Below are 18594 nucleotides of genomic sequence, written 5' to 3'. Positions count from 1 at the left end.
TCAGTCTACGAGCGTGTTCCTCCGCGTCCCCCGAACGCGGCCCGGGCCCGGGCGACCTCCGCGGGAAGGGTCGCCAACACGGCTGCGACGTCGTCGGAGGTGCTGGTGTGTCCGAGGGTCATGCGGAGCACCTGACCCGCGACGACCGCGTCCTCGCCGAGGGCGAGCACGACGTGAGACGGCTCGGTGACACCGGCCTGGCAGGCGGAGCCGGTGGACACCGAGATGCCGCGCTGATCGAGGAGGAAGAGCAGGGTCTCACCCGGGGCGCCCGGGAAGTGGATGTGGGCGTTCCCGGGGAGCCTCCGCGTGGGGGGACCGAGGAGGCGCGCATCCGGGACCGCAGCGAGGATGCCCTGGATCAGCTCGTCGCGGAGCGTCGTGAGCCGCGCGGACTCCCGAGCCAGGTCCGAGACGGCGGTGGTGGCGGCGGCGGCGAACGCGGCGGCGCCGGCGACGTCCTGCGAGCCTGCGCGGAGTCGGCGCTGATGTCCTCCGCCGTGCAGCTGCGGAGCGAGCCGTGCGGTGCGGGAGACCACGAGGGCCCCGATCCCCGCCGGACCGCCGACCTTGTGGGCCGAGAGGCTGAGGGCGCAGAGTCCGACGCCGGGATCGGCGTCGCCCCGCAGGCGTCGGAACGACACGTCGACGCTCCCGAACGCGGCGATCGCATCGAGATGCAGCGCGACACGGTGTCGGGCGGCGGCCGCCGCCAGCACCTCGACATCGTTCAGGGCGCCCGTCTCATTGTTGGCGACGAGCGCCGTGGCCACGGCGGCATCCGTGAGAGCGGACTCGAACGCGGGCGCGACGATCGTGCCCGCAGGATCGAGCGGAACCGGCCGGACCTCCGCGCCCCCTCCCGCGGCGAGGTGCGCGACGGTGTCGAGAGTGGCGTGGTGCTCGCCGTCGGGGAGGACGACGGCGTCGACCCCGGTCGGGCGGGAGTGCCACAGTCCCTTCAGCGCGAGGTTCACGGACTCGGTTCCGCCGGACGTGAACACGACTTCGATCGGGTCGCAGTCGACGGCTTCTGCCAGCGCTTCGCGCGCCTCTTCGAGCACCCGACGGGCGGCCTGCCCGTGTCCGTGGACGGAGGAGGCGTTACCCACGGCCGCCGCGGCCGTCACCCACGCGTCACGCGCTTCGGGTCGCAGCGGGGTGGCCGCCGCGTGGTCCAGGTAGACGGTCATTCCTCCCTCGTCTGCGCCGCAGCCACCCAGGGCTCCCGCGCGTTACTACTGTAGATCGCATGCTCGGAACCTCGCCCTCCGAGGCGGTCTCCCCCGCCTCCGGTCTCCTCGCCGCAGACCTCGACGGTCTCGGCCTGCGGCTTCATGAGGGCGGTGGCACCCTTCGCGTGTGGTCCGGTGCGGCCGACGCGGTGGAGCTCGTGGTGTTCGACGACCTGGACGCGGACTGGATCGTGGACACCCGGGCGATGACGGCGTCGTCCGCAGGAGTGTGGACCGTGTCGTCGGAGCTGCTGCGACCGGGCACCCGCTACGCGATCCGCGTGGACGGCCCGCAGGGCCCGCGCAACACCTTCAACGGGAAGACGCTCCTGCTGGAGCCGTACTCGCGCGGCGTGATCGAGACCGGCATCGGCGCATGGCGGTCGGTCGCCGTGCAGGGGGACTTCGACTGGGGCGGGGTCGCCAAGCCCGCAACCCCGCTGGACCGCACCGTCATCTACGAGGCGCACGTCAAGGGGATCAGCAAGCGTCACCCGGACATTCCCCCGGCCCTCCACGGAACGTATGCAGGACTGGCTCATCCGGCGATGATCGAGCATCTCCACTCCCTCGGCGTCACCGCGGTGCAGCTTCTGCCCGTTCACGCATTCGGCAACGAGCTCCGTCTGCTCCAGCACGGCCTCACCAACTACTGGGGGTACAACACCCTGAACTTCTTCACGCCGCACGCGCCCTACGCGACGGCGGAGAGTCGGGCGGCGGGACCGGAGGCCGTGCTCCGCGAGTTCAAGGGGATGGTCCGGCTCCTCCATGACGCGGGTCTGGAGGTCATCCTCGACGTCGTCTACAACCACACCGCGGAGGAGGGCATCGGCGGTCCGCGGACGAGTCTGCGCGGTATCGACAACGGCGCCTACTACCGGCAGGCCGCCGACGGCGCCTACATCGACGTCACCGGCTGCGGCAACGCTGTCGACACCTCCACGGATGCCGCGGCCAGGCTCGTCCTCGATTCCCTCCGGTACTGGGCTCGCGAGGTGCAGATCGACGGATTCCGCTTCGATCTCGCCGTCACGCTGGGACGCGACCGCGATCACACCTTCACGCCCGATCACCCTCTCCTGCGGGCGATCCTCGAGGACGACGCCCTTCGCGACGTCAAGAAGATCGCCGAACCATGGGACGTGGGCCTCGGGGGCTGGCAGACGGGGAATTTCGGTTCGGGCTGGAGCGAATGGAACGATCGCTACCGCGACCGCGTGCGCAACTTCTGGCTGAGCGATGTCGACTACGCTCGTCGAGCCTCGACGGCTCCGGTCGGCGTCGGGGGGTTCGCCACGCGCCTGGCGGGATCCTCGAACACCTTCACCGCCGAACGCGGCCCGCTCGCGAGCGTCAACTTCGTCACGGCGCACGACGGCTTCACTCTCAGAGACCTGGTGTCCTACGACGTCAAGCACAATCTGGGCAACGGCGAGCAGAACCGGGACGGGGCGGACACGAACCGGTCCTTCAACCACGGCGCTGAAGGCGCCACCGATGACGTCCGGATCCTCGCGACGCGTCGCAAGGCGATGCGGAACCTCCTCGGCACGCTCCTCTTCTCCGCGGGGGTGCCCATGCTCACGGCGGGCGACGAGTTCGGCCGCACGCAGCGCGGCAACAACAACGCCTACTGCCATGACTCCCCCCTCACCTGGCTGTCGTGGGATCACGCCGGATGGCAGGAGGATCTCGCGGCGCACGTGCGGGAGCTGACGAGACTCCGTCGTGAGAACCCGGCCCTGCGACCCCGCCGCTTCGCCCGATCGGGCGAGCACACCCCCTCGGCATCCGTCATGGAGTGGTACGACGAGCACGGCCGGACCATGTCCCACGAGAAGTGGACGAATCCGGCGCACCGGACGCTGCAGTACGTCGCCACGTCCACCCCGGAGGAGGAGGAGCTCAATCGCGTCCTCCTCATGGTCCACGGCAACGAGGAGGCGATCGAGGTGACGCTCCCCGCCATCGAGGGCGTCAGCCGATACGTCCGGCTGTGGTCGAGCGCCGACGAGCGCCCCTCCGCGCTCTCCGAGGCATTCCTCCCGGGAGCCGTGGTGTCGTTGCCGCCGACGTCGATGAGATTGTTCCGGGCCGAGTGACACTCCGCAAGAGCCTGTCGAGGCCGACACGGCCGGGGTAGGTTCGGAGCGTGGTTACGACAACGCGCGTCGCGCATCCCCGTCCTTGGCGAAGCGCCAGCTCGCTTCCCGTCTTCGAGGCCCCCTCCGGCGCCGCCGACGAACTCACCCGCAGCGTCCGCATCCCGCTCGCCCGGCCCCACCCGGACGTTCCCTGGGGGCCCTTCCGGCCCAAGGCGTTCGCCGGAGAGGTCGTCCCCTTCACGGTGACGGCGTTCCGCGAGGGTCATGATCGCATCGGCGTCGTGGTGCGACTGACCTCCCCCGGCGGAGATGTCTCGCTTCATCGTCTGCGGGCGCTCGGTGACGGTTTCGACCGGTGGCGGACCGAGGTCGCGCTGGTGGAGGAAGGCGTGTGGTCGTACCGTTTCGAGTCCTTCGCCGACGACTTCGCCACCTGGCAGCACGCCGCCGACGTGAAGATCGACGCCGGCGTCGACGAGCAGCTGATGCGCGAGATGGGCGCCCGACTGTTCGATCGCGCCGGCGCGGAGAAGGCGCGACCGAAGGCCGAGCGGGCGAGGCTCGTCCGGGCGGCATCCGCGCTGCGGGACGCCGGCAATGATCGGGAGGCGGCCCTGGCCGTCGTACGCGACCCCGAGCTGGCCGCTCTCATCCACGCCCGGCCCCTCACCTCTCTGTACACCCTGGGCGAGCAACGTGAGCTGCTCGTCGAGCGCGAACGCGCCGGTGTCGGCGCGTGGTACGAGTTCTTCCCGCGGTCGGAGGGCGCCGAAGTCCTCGCTGACGGCGAGATCGAGAGCGGGACCTTCCGGACTGCGATGCGCCGGCTCCCGGGCGTGGCGGAGATGGGCTTCGACGTCCTCTACCTTCCGCCGATCCATCCGATCGGACGGATCAATCGGAAGGGGCGGAACAACACCCTCGATCCGCAGCCCGGTGACCCAGGCTCGCCCTGGGCCATCGGGTCCGACGAGGGCGGTCACGACACGGTGCACCCCGACCTCGGGAGCCTCGAGGACTTCCGCGCCTTCGTGGCGGCTGCGCGCGATGCGGGTATCGAGGTGGCCTTGGACTTCGCTCTGCAGGCCGCGCCCGACCATCCGTGGGTGCGCGAGCATCCCGAGTGGTTCACGACCCTCCCCGACGGGTCCATCGCCTACGCGGAGAACCCGCCCAAGAAGTACCAGGACATATATCCGATCAACTTCGACAACGATCCCGAGGGCATCCGGGCCGAGGCTCTGCGCGTCCTCCGCCACTGGATCGACCAGGGCGTGAAGATCTTCCGCGTGGACAACCCGCACACCAAGCCGCTGCGATTCTGGGAATGGCTCATCGCCGCGGTGAACGCGGAGCACCCGGACGTCGTCTTCCTCGCCGAGGCGTTCACCCGTCCGGCTCCGCTCCAGTCTCTGGCGTCGGTCGGGTTCCAGCAGAGCTACACCTACTTCACCTGGCGGAACACCAAAGCCGAGCTGGAGGAGTTCCTCCTGTCCCTGGCGACCGAGACGGCGGACTTCCTCCGTCCGAACCTCTTCGTCAACACACCGGACATCCTCACCGAGTACCTGCAGTTCGGCGGGCGGCCCGCGTATCGCATCCGTGCAGCGATCGCCGCGACGGCGGCACCGACCTACGGGGTGTACGCCGGCTACGAGCTCTACGAGAACGTCGCGCGCCCGGGCTCCGAGGAGAACATCGACAACGAGAAGTACGAGTACAAGGTGCGGGACTGGGAGGGCGCCGAGGCGGAGGGAGCCTCCCTCGCCCCCTTCCTCGGTCGTCTCAACGACATCCGAGGTGCGCACCCGTCGCTGAGGCAGCTCCGCAACCTCTCCGTGCATTGGAGCGACGACGACGCCGTCCTCGTCTACGTCAAGCACATCGACGGCGAGCTTTCGCCGACCGGAACGTCCGACACGGTCATCGTCGTGGTGAACACCGATCCGCACTCGGTGCGAGAGACGATGGTGCACCTCGACACGACCGTATGGGGCGTGCGGCCGGGCGATGCCTACGAGGTGGAGGATCTCCTCTCCGGCGCGCGCTGGACGTGGGCCGACCACAACTTCGTCCGGCTGGACGCCTTCACCGAGCCCGTGCACATCCTTCACGTCAAGGAGACCCGATGAGCGAACACGACCACGTCTGGGATGCCGTCGCGGGCGGCGCCCATCACGACCCTCACGCTCTGCTCGGGGTGCACCCCGCGGAGGGCGGGTGGGCGGTGCGCGCACGTCGCCCGCTCGCCGAGACCGTCACCGCGATCTTCGACGACGGGGAGCGAGTCGAGCTGACACACGTGCGGGGTGGCATCTGGGCCGGTCATCGCGCGACGGCTCCGGGCCGGTACGAGATCGAGGCGACGTACGACGGTGGCCCGGCGCACGTCGCCTCGGACCCGTACGCGCACACCCCCACGGTGGGCGAACTCGACCTGCATCTCATCGGTGAAGGACGCCATGAGGAGTTGTGGAAGGCGCTCGGCGCTCACGTTCGCACGCAAGACGGCGTCCCCGGAACGGCCTTCTCCGTCTGGGCTCCCAACGCCCGCGCGGTGCGGGTCATCGGCGACTTCAACGGCTGGGACGGCCAGGGGCACGCGATGCGCTCGATGGGGTCGACCGGGGTATGGGAGCTCTTCATCCCCGTCCTCAACGTCGGAGCCGTCTACAAGTTCGAACTGCTCTCCCGCTACGGCGAGTGGGTCACGAAGGCCGACCCAATGGCTCGCTGGGCCGAAGTGCCGCCTGCCACGGCATCCGTCGTCACCCGCTCGGACTATGAGTGGGGGGACGGAGCCTGGTTGGAGGCGCGCGCCCGGAGCACTCCGCTCAGCGCCCCGATGTCCGTCTACGAACTCCACTTCGGTTCATGGCGTCCCGGACTGTCGTACCGCGACGCGGCGGATGAGCTCATCGCGTACGTCACCGCCCAGGGCTTCACGCACATCGAGTTCATGCCGCTCGCCGAGCATCCGTTCGGCGGCTCCTGGGGTTACCAGGTCACCGGCTACTACGCCCCCACCAGTCGGTTCGGGTCACCGGACGACCTCAGATACCTGATCGATCGCCTGCACCAGGCGGGCATCGGCGTGATCATGGACTGGGTACCGGGGCATTTCCCGAAGGACTCCTTCGCCCTGGCGCGTTTCGATGGCGAGGCGCTCTACGAGCACCCTGATCCCCGCCGGGGCGAGCACAAGGACTGGGGAACCTACATCTTCGATTACGGCCGCCGCGAGGTCCGCAACTTCCTGGTCGCCAATGCCCTGTACTGGATGGAGGAGTTCCACGTCGACGGGCTCCGGGTCGATGCCGTCGCGTCGATGCTCTACCTCGACTACTCGCGCGAGCCGGACGAGTGGGCACCGAACGTCCACGGCGGCCGCGAGAACCTGGAGGCGATCTCGTTCCTGCAGGAAGTGAACGCCACAGCCTACAAGCGCTATCCCGGCATCGTGATGATCGCGGAGGAATCCACCAGCTTCCCCGGCGTGACGGCGCCCACGGACCACGGCGGCCTCGGTTTCGGGTTCAAGTGGAACATGGGGTGGATGAACGACACCCTGCAGTACATCAAGCGTGACCCGATGTACCGGTCGCACCACGAGGGCGAGCTGTCGTTCTCCTTCGTGTACGCCTTCAGCGAGAACTTCGTCCTCCCGATCAGTCATGACGAGGTCGTGCACGGAAAGGGGAGCCTCTTCACGCGGATGCCGGGTGATCACTGGCAGAAGCTCGCCAACCTCCGGGTGTTCCTGGCGTACATGTGGGCCCACCCGGGTAAGCAGCTGCTGTTCATGGGGCAGGAGTTCGGGCAGATGTCCGAGTGGTCGGAAGGCCGCTCCCTGGACTGGTGGCTGCTCGATCAGCCCTCTCACTCTGCGCTGCAGCGCTTCGTCGGCAGCTTGAACCGCGTCTACAGGGATCAGTCCGCGCTGTGGTCGCGCGACAGCGACGGTGCGGCCTTCCAGCGCCTCGGCGCGCCCGGCTGGAACCCGAACGTCATCTCGTTCGCGCGCCGCGACTGGCACGGCAACTCCGTGGTGTCGATCTCGAACTTCTCCGGGGTCCCCGTCCACGGATTCGAACTGGACCTGCCGGAGTCGGGGGTGTGGGAGGAGATCCTCAACAGCGACGCCGAGGAGTTCGGCGGCTCGGGTGTGGGGAACTTCGGCATCGTCCACGCCGGAGACGGCGGACGGGCGCGCCTGACCTTGCCCCCACTCGGAGCAGTCTGGCTGCGTCACCGGCGCGAGGCACACGTCCCGACCCTCGCGGAGTGACCACGAAGGGGCGCCGCGGAGCTTCTCCGCGGCGCCCCTTCGGCGTGGATCGCGATCGCGGATCCGCGTCAGAACAGCAATGAGGCCAGTCGTCCGCGGGACCGGATCACGCGCGGATCCGCATCGCCGATCAGGCCGAAGTACTCCAGCAGTCTCTCGCGCACAGGTCCGCGCTCGGCATCCGGAAGAAGCGCCAGCAGGTCGAGAAGACGGTCGAAGGCATCGTCGACATGTCCGCCGGCGACGTCGAGGTCGGCTACCCGCAGCGCCGACGGGACGTCGGTGGGTTCCGCGGCGGCCGCGGCGCGCGCGGCGGCGAGGTCCGCTCCCTGGACGCGGTCGAGGAGACGCACCTGGGCGAGTCCCGCCTGCGCGTCGGTGTCGCGCGGATTCTCCGCCAACGCCTTCTGATACGCGGCGATGGCCCGAGCGTAGTCGCCCGTCTCGATGGCGGCGAACGCCTCCGCGTGCAAGGGCGGAAGAGGGGGCTCGGTCGTCTCGGCATCCGTCGGCTCCCCGTCGCCGCGGGGTACGACGCCGGTGACACCGTGCTGGGACGCCAGCTGAAGGAGCTGCGCGAGGACCTCGCGGACCTGCTGCTCGGCGACCGCGCCGGTGAACAGCGGCACCGGCTGACCGCCGACGAGCCCGACGACCATCGGGATCGACTGTGCACGGAAGGCCTGCGCCAGCTGCGGATTGGCATCGACGTCCACCTTCACGAGCACGACCCTGCCGTCGAGCTCGGTGACGACCTTCTCGATGACGGGGCTCAGCTGCTTGCACGGCCCGCACCATTCCGCCCACAGGTCGACGACGACCGGAACTGTGCGCGAGAGTTCGAGGACCTGTGCGAAGCTCTCGTCCGTCGCGTCGAAGACGAGCGACGGAGTCGGTGCGGACGGAGTGGAGGCGCCGGCCGGCGCCGGGGGCCGCGCCGCAGCGTGCCGCAGCGACGAGAGATCGACGGCACCGCGGAGGGCGGTGGGGGAAAGATCGGTCACGGGATCACCTTCGCTTCGAGGATGTCGGACGCGTAGCCGAGCAGTCGGATCCGTTCGCTGGATCCCTGGCCCGGGACGTAGAAGAAGATCTGGTCGCTGAACGTCGTCTCGAAGCCGGTCGCGGACTGGTCGACGCCGGCCAGGGTCTGCACGGTCGCGTTGTTGTCGAGCTTGATCACCGCGTCCTCGTTCGTGGGCCGGACCTCGTCGCTCTCACGCACGCTCACGGCGACGATGGCGCCGCTCTCCAGTGTCGCCAGCGCATATGGCGTGAACTCGCCCTCCGTCGAGGTGAACGTCAGGCTCCCCGTGGACGCGGCGGTCTGATTGAACTCATCCAGACGGCGGGCGCGGTCCGAGGCGATGCTGGCACGCAGCTGGTCGCCCTCCTCTTCGAACATCTCGAAGAACTCGCTCTCCTGACCGTTGTTGATGACGTCCGCGTAAGCGGCGGCCACGTCTTCGGGAGGCATGACGAGGAAGGGCGAGTCGGGCTGCACCTGCGGAGCCCCGACGTAGGTCGGTGCCAGGTCGGGCATCAACGTGGATGCCTCCAGGCTGCCGGCGTACGAGAGCACGAAGTCCGACCACGGATCCGTCTGCGTCAGGACCATGATGCTGGACGTGTTGGAGGATTCGTCGTCGGCCACGGCGAGGAAGGAGCGCGGCCAGCCGTCGAACGCCTGGGGCAGGATGATCTCGAGTTCGCCCGAGACGATGGGCGCCGGCGCCGGGTAGTCGGCGATGGCGCCGCGAAGGGCGTAGTTGGTCTCACGGGCGGCGAGCATGGCGCCGTCCAGGCGAGTGGCTGCGAGGTCGAGATCGAGCGCCTCGTCGGCCTCCTGCACGGTCTCCGCCACCCGTGCCACGATCGTCTCCGCCTGGTCCCGGGTCACGGCGGGCTGCTGCTGGCCCTCCGGCGCGATGACGGTCTGCGTCGGCGTCGGCGTCGGCGACGCGCCGAGCTGCGGCCACGCGTCGGCGGAACAGCCTGCGAGGAGGAGCGCCGACACGCCGAGGGCGGGAACGGCGAGCATCGAGCGACGGCCGCGGGACAGGGCGCGCCGGACGCCGCCGGCACTGACGACGCCCTTCCTCGAGGCGCTGACCGAGAGATCGATGGGCTCGGTGACCGGTACGGGCAGCCCTTTTCTGCGCGGTCCCTTGGAACGACGGACGTGTCGGATCGCCAGGAAGTACAGCCAGACCCCGATCGCCATCACCACGGCACCACCGACGATGAGCGGGCCGGCCCAGGGCGTCCTGTTCGTGATCGGCCAGGTCACCGAGATCCCTGAGGGAGCAGCGGAATCGCCATCGGTCGCGAGGAGGACCGACAGGTCCTCGGGGATCTGCAGGGGCAGCACCACGTCGTCGGACTGCTCGTACTCCGCCAACCACAGATCCGATCCCCGGGGATCTCGGGATGACGGAGCGGCGGGGGCTTCGGTCTCGCCGGCTCCTTCGTCAGTGGTCCCGGCGGTGCCCTCCGGTTCCGTCGCCTCGGACCCTGTGGTCTGCTCGACCACGGCGGGCTCGACCTCCGTCGTCACCAGCATGCCCTCATCGCCCACCGTGACGGCCGTATACGTCGTGTCGGACAACCACGCCTGCATGTCGGTCGTCCGGCCGTAGCCGGCGAAGACCTCGCCCTGACCGCTCGCCCGCAGTGTCTGCGCACCGGGGTACATGTTCATCACGGCCCCGTCGATGAGCACGTAGGGCGCGACGTCGTCGATCTCCGCGCCTGCGCTCTGCGTCGTCGGGCCCTGAAAGACCGTGCGCTGAGCGATCCCGGCACCGATCATCAGCGCCGCGAGGACGAAGGCCGCAACGGCCCAGACGAAACGCACGAAGAAATCCTTCCCGAGCCGGCCCACGGGTCATCGGGCGGCGGACTCGACGTTTCAGACTAGCGAAAACGACCTGAAAGCGCCCCGGGAGCACCCAATGACGGTCTGCGCGGCACGGCGTGCGTATCCTGACCACACGCGTCTGCGCGACGCCGTTCGACCACTGGAGTCTCCATGAAGGTTCACAACCCGTTCCGCGTCGCGTTCGTCGCGACTCTCGGCGTCGGACTGGGGCTGCTGTTCATCGGGAGCATCCAGACGCTGTCGACGATCCTGCTCTACGTCGGCACCGCGCTCTTCCTCTCCCTCGGGCTCGACCCGCTCGTGGGGTGGCTGGAGCGCCGGGGGCTGCCCCGGTGGGCAGCGGTCCTCGTGACCATCCTGGGCGTCCTCGCCGCTTTCGCCGGGGTCATCCTCATCGTCGTCCCGGTGATCGTCGGTCAGATCGCGCAGCTGATCGCGCAGGTGCAGTCGGTGGTCGAACGCGCCGACTGGGATCCGATCAGCGACGTGCGCGAATGGATGGCGGCGACATTCCCGGCGCTCGACGTCGATCGCGTGCTGGCCTACGTGCAGGAGTGGGTCGACTCCCTCGACCTCGGGGCGATCGGCAGCGAGATCGGCGGGGGCATCTTCGTCGTCGGCGGTGCCGTCATCGCCGGCCTCGCGGGCGCGTTCATCGTTCTGATCCTCACCATCTACTTCACCGCCTCCACCCCGAGCCTCAAGCGCGCCGTGTACCAGCTGGTCCCGGCATCCAAGCGCGCACGGGTGATCGATCTCGGCGAGCAGATCACGGACTCCGTCGGCTACTTCGTCATCGGTCAGGGAAGCCTCGGTGTCATCAACGGTGTGCTGAGCATGATCTTCCTCAGCATCATCCAGGCGCCCTTCCCCGCTGTGCTCGCGGTCATCGCCTTCTTCTTCTCGCTCATCCCGCTCGTCGGGACCCTCACCGGCTCCACGATCATCGTGCTGATCTGTCTCGGTCTCGGCTCACCGACGACGGCGATCGTGGCCGGGATCTACTACCTCGTCTACATGCAGCTCGAGGCGTACGTCATCGCACCCCGCATCATGGGGCGCGCGGTGTCGGTGCCCGGCGCGGTCGTGGTGATCGCCGCCCTCGCCGGGGGCTCGCTCCTGGGTTTGCTGGGCGCGCTCGTCGCGATCCCGATCGCGGCCAGCATCCTCATCATCTACCGGCAGGTGGTCATCCCTCGGCAGAACGAGCGCTGAGTCACAGGTCGTCGGTGCCGCCCTGCCACTCGGTCGCGAGAGGAAGCGCTGAGGGATTGACCGCGGCGACGATCTCCGTGAGCACCCGGCGGGTCTGGTTCTCCCCCACCCACAGATGCTTCCCTCCCTCCACCGCGATGAGCGTGGCGGCGGGCACCGAGGCGAACCGCTCCCGCGCCTCCGCGGGACGCAGGTAGTCGTCGAACTCGGGGACGAGGATGACCAGTGGGCGGGGGTCCACCGCCCACGCCGCGACGTCGTCGGCGGTGGCCCGGTGCAGGGGCGGTGACAGGAGGATCGCGCCCTCGGCCGGATGGTCTCGCCCGTACTTCAGCACCAGTTCCGTGCCGAACGACCACCCGACGAGCCAGGGGGCGGGCAGGCCGCGCGCGGCGACGAAATCCATGGCCGCGGCGACGTCGAACGCCTCGTTCCGGCCACCGTCGAACGATCCCTCGCTGGTGCCGCGGGGCGAGGCCGTTCCTCGGGTGTTGAAGCGGAGCACGGCGATGTCGGCGAGCTCGGGGAGGCGGCCCGCGGCCTTGCGGAAGATGTGGGAGTCCATGAACCCGCCCGCGGTGGGCAGGGGGTGACAGGTCACGAGCGTCGCGACCGGGTCGCGGTGGAGCGGCGTCGCCAGCTCTCCGACCAGGGTCAGTCCGTCGATCGTGTGCAGTTCGACGTCTTCGCGATGCGCCGGGAGCAGCATCGGTCCGCGGATCTCCATCTAGCTGATCCTCCAACAGTGGGTGTGCCAGTGACGGCGGCCCGCGAGATCAGCGGAGTCGCCCAGGATCCCGGATGCACGCCAGACGACGACGTGGGCGGTGCCGGGGGCGATGTCGTTCGGACATCCGGGACAGACATACGGTTTGAGAGCCTGCGCGGAGGCGATGGGCTGGACCGTCCACTCCACGCCGCGCTTCGTCTCCGTGCGCTTGAACCCCGCCAGGAGGCGGGCGAACGACTCGTCGTCGCCGGCAGGCTCGGGACGGCGACGGTGGGAACGGGGCATGGGGTCAGTACCACCCGACACTCTGCGAGTGGCCCCACGCTCCGCAGGGTGCACCGTAGCGGGCCCCGATGTAGCCGAGACCCCACGTGATCTGGGTCGCCGGATTCGTCTCCCAGTCGGCGCCCGCCGAGGCCATCTTGTCGCCGGGGAGCGACTGCGGGATGCCGTACGCCCCGCTGGAGGCGTTGTACGCGTTCACGCGCCAGCCCGACTCACGGTTCCACAGCGCCACGAGGCAGGCGAACTCGTCGTCGCTCCACCCGCGCGCGAGCACCATGTCGTAGGCGATCGCCTGCGCGGACCCCGGGTCGGGCGTCACGAACGGCGGCTGCCACGCGGTCGACTCCGCCGCCGGCGGAGAGGCGGGCTCGATCGGAGGTTCGGGTTCGGGCTCAGGAGTGGGTGTCGGCGTGACGTACACGGTGTAGTTGCCGCGGTCGAGGGTGCGTGGCTCCCCCGCGGGTGCGGGGCCGTCCGCAGGCGAGACCTGCGCATCCGCCAGAGAGCTCGCGTACAGAGTCACGGTCGATGTCTCCGCGACGGCGGGTGATTCGGCGGTCGCGATCCCCGCGGGGCCGATGTACGCCGCCGCGAACCCGGTGACGGCGACCACACCGAGAGCGGCGAGCAGATCGCGTCGTCGGGAACGTCGCACCGGTGTGTGGGGATTCCGACGCGTCCACGCCGGGGCCGCGGCATCCGCACGAGCCGCCTCGCGGAGCGCGCGGCGCGTGGTCAACTCGTCGGAGGGTGTCACAATGCGCCGAGTCTACCGATCCGTCCTGCTCACTGTCATCCCGGCGGGACGCGTCAGGAGACGGCGAGCATGACTTCGACCACCGCGTCCAGAACGGCGTCGACCTGCCCTTCGTCGTAGCCGCCGCGTTGCATCCGGAAGGCGACCGACCGAACCTGCTCGACGCTCACCGGAGACCCGTCCTCGAGATAGCGGGCGATCTTGTCCGCGACCAGATCGACCTCGTCGACGCGGTAGCCGTAGCGGAGCAGCCCGACGCGTCGGAAGCGATGACCGTCGGGACGGGCGAGCCGGTCGAGGACGACCTGCGCCGTCTCGCGGGTACGCCCGACCCACCCCTCGACCCCGTCGGAAGACAACGCGGCCTCCCGTTCCCGCAGCGCGAACGCGTCCTCGATCCGGCCGAGAGCGGCGTCGACCGCGGCGATCACGTAGCCCTCGCGGACCAGCGGGAAGGCGACCGCGCGCACGTCCGCGGCCGTCAGGCCCGCATCCGACTCCTCGAACGCCGCGCGTGCGCGTGCGAGGAACTCCTCCACGGCCGACTTGTCGTACCCCCGGTCACGACCACGCGTCTCGGGGAACATCGGAGACGAGGGGTTGCTCATGCGATCACCAACGGGGAGAAGAGGTAGTAGAGGGCCAGTGCCGCCATCGCCGACGGCAGGATCGAATCGAGCCGGTCGAGGACGCCGCCGTGCCCCGGAAGCCACGAGCTCATGTCCTTGATGCCGAGATCCCGCTTGATCATCGATTCGCCGAGATCCCCCGCCGTCGCCGTGCCGAGGATCACGAGACCGACCACCGCTCCCGCCCACCACGGCAGCGCCAACAGGAAGATCGCGAGCAGCACACCGGCGATCACCGCCGCCACCGCGGCTCCGGCGAAGCCCTCCCAGGTCTTCTTCGGACTGATCTTCGGCGCCATCGGATGCCGCCCCCACGCCAGACCGCTCGCGTACGCGCCCGTATCCGACGCGACCGCGATGATGACGAAAGCGAGGATCCACCATTGGCCGCCGTCCTGCCGGAGCAGGACCACGCACAGGCTCGCGAAGAAGGGGACGTAGAGCTGCACGAACGCGGAGACGAGGGCGTCCGACAGGATGGCCGCGCTCGGACGCCCATCGTCGGCGACCATCTGACGCAGGAGCCTCCACACGACCACGAACGCCACCGCGGCGAACACCGTGACCCAGTGCAGCCACGCGTCGACGACCGCGGGCAACAGCACCAGAACCGTGCCCGCCGCGAGCTGAGGACCGAGGTCTACCCGGCGCCCCGAGGCCGAGAGTGCGCGGGAGAACTCGAACACGCCCAGGAGCGCGGCCCCCAGGGCGAAGATGAGGAAGAACCACTTGACGAACAGGAGCGTGGACAGGACCACCGCACCGATGGCGAGCGCGATGATGATCGCGAGGATCAGGTTCCTGCCGGTGCGCTGCTTGATCCGCTCGTTGGCCTCCTCGAACTCGGCGCGCGCGTGGGCGACGTGCGTGTCGAATTCACTGCGCGCCGCACGCACATGGGCCTGGAAGGCCGCGGAGGGTTCCGCAGCCGCCTCGCGCGCGCGCGCGGCCTGGCGGCGGGACAGCGGCGGAGCGGGTTTCCCCGGCCCCTCCGTCGGGCCACCCGAGCTGTCGGACATGACGGCGGATCAGACTTCCAGCAGCTCTGCTTCTTTGCGCTTGAGCGCCTCGTCGATCGCGTCGACGTGGGCCCGCGTCAGCGCGTCGAGCTCCTTCTCCGCGCGGACGAGCTCGTCCTCGCCGACCTCGGACTTGAGGGCGTCGAGATCATCCTTCGCCTTGCGGCGGATGCCGCGCACGTGGACCTTCGCGTCCTCACCCTTGGTCCGGACGAGCTTGACGTACTCCTTGCGGCGCTCCTGCGTCAGCTCCGGCATGGTCACGCGGATGATGTTGCCGTCGTTCCCGGGATTGGCGCCCAGGTTCGGCGCGTCGCGGATGGCCTGCTCGATCGCCTTCAACGCAGACTTGTCGTAGGGCGTGACGACGATGGTGCGAGCCTCCGGCGTGTTCAGCGACGCCAGCTGCGCGAGGGGCGTGGGAGAGCCGTAGTAGTCCACCATCAGCTTCTGGAACAGCTGCGGGTTCGCTCGGCCCGTCCGCACGGTGGAGAAGTCCTCCTTCGCCGCCTCGACGGCGCGGTCCATGCGCTCTCCGGTTTCAGCCAGGACGTCCGCGATCACAGTGTCTCCTTCGCGTTGGGATTGGTTCAGTCTACTCAGCGCGGTGCGTCACGCCGTGACGAGCGTGCCGATGGAATCGCCCAGGAGTGCCCGGGTCACGTTGCCGGCGGGCTCCATCCCGAACACCCGCATGTCCATCTTGTTGTCCATGCAGAGGCTGAAAGCGGTCGAGTCGACGACCTTGAGGCCGCGCTGGAGCGCGTCGATGTACGTGATGCGGTCGATTCGCGTCGCCGAGGCATCCTTCTTGGGGTCCGCCGTGTAGACGCCGTCGACCCCGTTCTTCGCCACGAGCACCTCGGTGGCTCCGATCTCCAGGGCCCGCTGAGCGGCCACGGTGTCGGTGGAGAAGTAGGGCAGTCCGGCGCCGGCGCCGAAGATGACCACTCGGCCCTTCTCCATGTGCCGCTCGGCGCGCCGCGGGATGTAGGGCTCGGCGACCTGCGTCATCGAGATCGCGGACTGGACGCGGGTGGCAGCGCCGGCCTGCTCCAAGAAGTCCTGAAGCGCCAGCGCATTCATCACAGTGCCCAACATGCCCATGTAGTCGGCGCGCCCGCGGTCCATTCCGCGTTGGCTGAGCTCCGCCCCGCGGAAGAAGTTGCCTCCACCGACGACGATCGCCACCTCGACGCGGTCCACCGCCTCGGCGATCTCCCGCGCGATCTGGCCGACCACATCGGGGTTGACTCCTAGCTGACCTCCCCCGAACGCCTCGCCGGAAAGTTTCAGCAGGACGCGGCGGCGTCCGGTGGACTCAGTGATCACGGTCTTCCTCTCGTCTGACGACAACCTACGGCATGGCAAGGGCCCGCATCGACGAGCGATGCGGGCCCCCGGATGACTTACGCGCCGACCTTGAACCGGGCGAAGCCGGTGAGCGTCAGACCCGCGTCCTTGGCGACCTGCGCGACGGACAGCTTGTTGTCCTTCGCGTAATCCTGGTCGAGGAGCGACACCTGCTTGAAGAACGCGTTCACACGGCCTTCGACGATCTTCGGAAGCGCGGCCTCCGGCTTGCCCTCGTTGCGGGAGATCTCGGTGACGATCTCGCGCTCCTTCTCGACGTCGGCCTCGGGGACCTCGTCGCGCGAGAGGTAGCTCGGGTTGGCGAACGAGATGTGCTGGGCGAGGCTGCGCGCGGTCTCCGCGTCCTCACCCGAGTACGCCAGGACCACGCCGACCTGCGGGGGCAGGTCCTTGCTGGTCTTGTGGAGGTAGATCTCGAAGTTGTCGCCGGCGAGGGTCACCACCCGGCGCAGTTCGACCTTCTCGCCGATGATCGCGGCCTCGTCGGAGATCAGCTGAGCGACCGTGCCGGACCCGGCGGGCGCCGCGAGAGCCGCTTCGGCCGACTCCGCGTGCGCAGCGGCCGCGGCAGCGAGCACCTGGTCCGCCAGGGCGAGGAAGCGGTCGTTCTTCGCGACGAAGTCGGTCTCGGTGTTGAGCTCGATGATCGTGACCTGGCCATCGACCTCCTTTGCCGCGACGAGACCCTCGGACGTGGAGCGGTCGGCGCGCTTGGCGTTGCCCTTCGCGCCCTTGAGGCGGAGGATCTCGACGGCCTTCTCGAGGTCGCCGTCGGCCTCCTCGAGGGCCTTCTTGGTGTCGACCATGCCGGTGCCGAGCTGCTCGCGCAGCGTCTTGATGTCGGCGATCGTGAAGTTTGCCATGGGTGGCGGCTCCTTGTTTCGTGACGGTGTCATATGCCGCGGCGGGAGCGTCGTGAAGACGCACCCGCCGCGGCGAAGGGATGAAAGACCTTACTTGGCGGCTTCGGCTGCGTCCGCCGCGCCCTCGGCGTCCGCCGCCGACTCGGTCGCGGCCTCGCCCTCGGCGGCCTGCTCGTCGGCGACGACCTCGTCTGCGGCCTTCTCGGCCTCCGCCTCATCGGCGACGGCCTCGGTCGGAGCCGATGACTGCTCAGGGGTGCCCTGCTCGAGGAGCTCGCGCTCCCACTCGGCCAGCGGCTCAGCGGCCTGCTCCGCCTCGCCGGCGGGCTGGTGGCGCTGGATGAGTCCCTCGGCTGCCGCGTCGGCGATGATGCGGGTGAGCAGGCTCACCGAGCGGATCGCGTCGTCGTTGCCGGGGATCGGGTACTGGAACTCGTCGGGGTCGGCGTTGGTGTCGAGGATGCCGATGACGGGGATCCCGAGCTTGGTCGCCTCGTTCACGGCGAGGTGCTCGCGCTTGGCGTCGACGACCCAGATCGCCGAGGGCGTCTTGGACATGTTGCGGATGCCGCCGAGCGACTTGTGCAGCTTGTCGAGCTCGCGCTTCTTCAGCAGCAGCTCCTTCTTGGTGAAGCCGCTCTCCGCCGGGTTCTCGTAGTCGAGCTCCTCGAGCTCCTTCATACGGGCGAGACGCTTGGAGACGGTCTGGAAGTTGGTCAGCAGACCACCGAGCCATCGCTGGTTCACGTAGGGCTGGCCCACGCGCGTGGCCTGCTCGGCCAGGATCTCCTGCGCCTGCTTCTTGGTGCCGACGAACAGGATCGTCCCGCCGTGCGCGACGGTCTCCTTGACGAACTCGTAGGCCTTGTCGATGTAGCTCAGCGACTGCTGGAGGTCGATGATGTGGATGCCGCTGCGCTCGGTGAGGATGAAGCGCTTGACTTTCGGGTTCCACCGGCGGGTCTGGTGTCCGAAGTGAACGCCGCTGTCGAGCAGCTGGCGGATGGTGACGACGGCCATGGCCGTACTCCTTCTCTGGGCGATGACGCCCCTTGCGGTTGATTCGCACCGAGCCGGTGGCCGGTGTCCCTGGTGCCCGGCGCGCTCCCACCCAGGAAAGGGACCGTGGGGAGCAACGCCGCGTACGGACAGCCGTACGTTCGGGCACGCGTAGTCATCCCGACGAGCGGGATGCGACTGACAGTGTATC

16 protein-coding genes are annotated in these 18594 nt (G+C 69.1%); 4 read left to right on the top strand and 12 right to left on the bottom strand.

Annotated elements, in window-relative coordinates:
- Positions 1-5: 5 nt before the first annotated feature.
- Positions 6-1193, bottom strand: a complete 1188-nt coding sequence (locus ABXJ56_RS13060) for a cysteine desulfurase family protein (RefSeq protein ID WP_354000179.1) — start codon at positions 1191-1193, stop codon at positions 6-8.
- A gap of 59 nt (positions 1194-1252) precedes the next feature.
- Here ABXJ56_RS13060 and glgX point away from each other — a divergent pair, with 59 nt between their 5' ends.
- The 3 genes from glgX to glgB are packed head-to-tail and all read left to right on the top strand — an operon-like array spanning position 1253 to position 7631.
- Positions 1253-3340, top strand: coding sequence for a glycogen debranching protein GlgX (gene glgX, locus ABXJ56_RS13055; protein ID WP_354000178.1), 2088 nt, complete (start codon positions 1253-1255; stop codon positions 3338-3340).
- A 50-nt stretch (positions 3341-3390) separates the two neighbouring features.
- On the top strand, positions 3391-5475 hold the full coding sequence (locus ABXJ56_RS13050) for an alpha-1,4-glucan--maltose-1-phosphate maltosyltransferase (protein ID WP_354000177.1): 2085 nt from the start codon (positions 3391-3393) through the stop codon (positions 5473-5475).
- The gene (glgB, locus tag ABXJ56_RS13045; RefSeq protein ID WP_354000176.1) at positions 5472-7631 is read left to right on the top strand and encodes a 1,4-alpha-glucan branching protein GlgB; all 2160 of its coding nucleotides are present in this window, start codon (positions 5472-5474) and stop codon (positions 7629-7631) included. Before ABXJ56_RS13050 ends, glgB begins: the two co-directional genes overlap by 4 nt.
- Before the next feature lie 68 nt (positions 7632-7699).
- Here glgB and ABXJ56_RS13040 read toward each other — a convergent pair whose 3' ends face one another.
- Together ABXJ56_RS13040 and ABXJ56_RS13035 are read right to left on the bottom strand one after the other, a co-directional pair.
- A complete protein-coding gene (locus ABXJ56_RS13040) occupies positions 7700-8635 on the bottom strand; it encodes a tetratricopeptide repeat protein (RefSeq protein WP_354000175.1) in 936 nt (311 codons plus the stop codon).
- Entirely contained in the window at positions 8632-10488 is a 1857-nt protein-coding gene (locus tag ABXJ56_RS13035) for a glycosyl transferase (protein ID WP_354000174.1), read from the bottom strand. The genes ABXJ56_RS13040 and ABXJ56_RS13035 overlap by 4 nt, the downstream gene beginning before the upstream one ends.
- A gap of 174 nt (positions 10489-10662) precedes the next feature.
- Here ABXJ56_RS13035 and ABXJ56_RS13030 point away from each other — a divergent pair, with 174 nt between their 5' ends.
- A complete protein-coding gene (locus tag ABXJ56_RS13030; RefSeq protein ID WP_354000173.1) occupies positions 10663-11727 on the top strand; it encodes an AI-2E family transporter in 1065 nt (354 codons plus the stop codon).
- A 1-nt stretch (position 11728) separates the two neighbouring features.
- Here the strand turns inward: ABXJ56_RS13030 and ABXJ56_RS13025 are convergent, their stop codons facing one another.
- The 9 genes from ABXJ56_RS13025 to rpsB all read right to left on the bottom strand — a co-directional run bounded on the left by ABXJ56_RS13025 (position 11729) and on the right by rpsB (position 18404).
- Positions 11729-12454: an alpha/beta hydrolase gene (locus ABXJ56_RS13025; RefSeq protein ID WP_354000172.1), complete on the bottom strand. Its 726-nt coding sequence runs from the start codon at positions 12452-12454 to the stop codon at positions 11729-11731.
- Positions 12455-12742 carry a hypothetical protein gene (locus ABXJ56_RS13020; protein ID WP_354000171.1) on the bottom strand — a complete coding sequence of 96 codons (288 nt, stop codon included), beginning with the start codon at positions 12740-12742 and terminating at the stop codon, positions 12455-12457.
- Between the two features lie 4 nt (positions 12743-12746).
- Positions 12747-13499 (bottom strand): lytic transglycosylase domain-containing protein, encoded by a 753-nt coding sequence (locus ABXJ56_RS13015; RefSeq protein ID WP_354000170.1) that lies wholly within the window; start codon positions 13497-13499, stop codon positions 12747-12749.
- Between the two features lie 53 nt (positions 13500-13552).
- Entirely contained in the window at positions 13553-14107 is a 555-nt protein-coding gene (locus ABXJ56_RS13010; protein ID WP_354000169.1) for a DivIVA domain-containing protein, read from the bottom strand.
- Positions 14104-15147 carry a phosphatidate cytidylyltransferase gene (locus ABXJ56_RS13005; protein WP_354000168.1) on the bottom strand — a complete coding sequence of 348 codons (1044 nt, stop codon included), beginning with the start codon at positions 15145-15147 and terminating at the stop codon, positions 14104-14106. The genes ABXJ56_RS13010 and ABXJ56_RS13005 overlap by 4 nt, the downstream gene beginning before the upstream one ends.
- Before the next feature lie 9 nt (positions 15148-15156).
- A complete protein-coding gene (gene frr, locus ABXJ56_RS13000; RefSeq protein WP_053548316.1) occupies positions 15157-15711 on the bottom strand; it encodes a ribosome recycling factor in 555 nt (184 codons plus the stop codon).
- A 48-nt stretch (positions 15712-15759) separates the two neighbouring features.
- Positions 15760-16479 carry a UMP kinase gene (pyrH, locus tag ABXJ56_RS12995; protein WP_354000167.1) on the bottom strand — a complete coding sequence of 240 codons (720 nt, stop codon included), beginning with the start codon at positions 16477-16479 and terminating at the stop codon, positions 15760-15762.
- A 77-nt stretch (positions 16480-16556) separates the two neighbouring features.
- Positions 16557-17384 (bottom strand): translation elongation factor Ts, encoded by an 828-nt coding sequence (tsf, locus tag ABXJ56_RS12990; protein WP_354000166.1) that lies wholly within the window; start codon positions 17382-17384, stop codon positions 16557-16559.
- A 90-nt stretch (positions 17385-17474) separates the two neighbouring features.
- Positions 17475-18404: a 30S ribosomal protein S2 gene (rpsB, locus tag ABXJ56_RS12985; protein WP_354000165.1), complete on the bottom strand. Its 930-nt coding sequence runs from the start codon at positions 18402-18404 to the stop codon at positions 17475-17477.
- Positions 18405-18594: the final 190 nt, after the last annotated feature.

Source organism: Microbacterium aurantiacum (genome assembly GCF_040532595.1).
Taxonomy (GTDB): domain Bacteria; phylum Actinomycetota; class Actinomycetes; order Actinomycetales; family Microbacteriaceae; genus Microbacterium; species Microbacterium chocolatum_B.
Note: the sequence above shows the minus strand (reverse complement) of the source record. Positions and strands in the feature narration are given on the sequence as shown.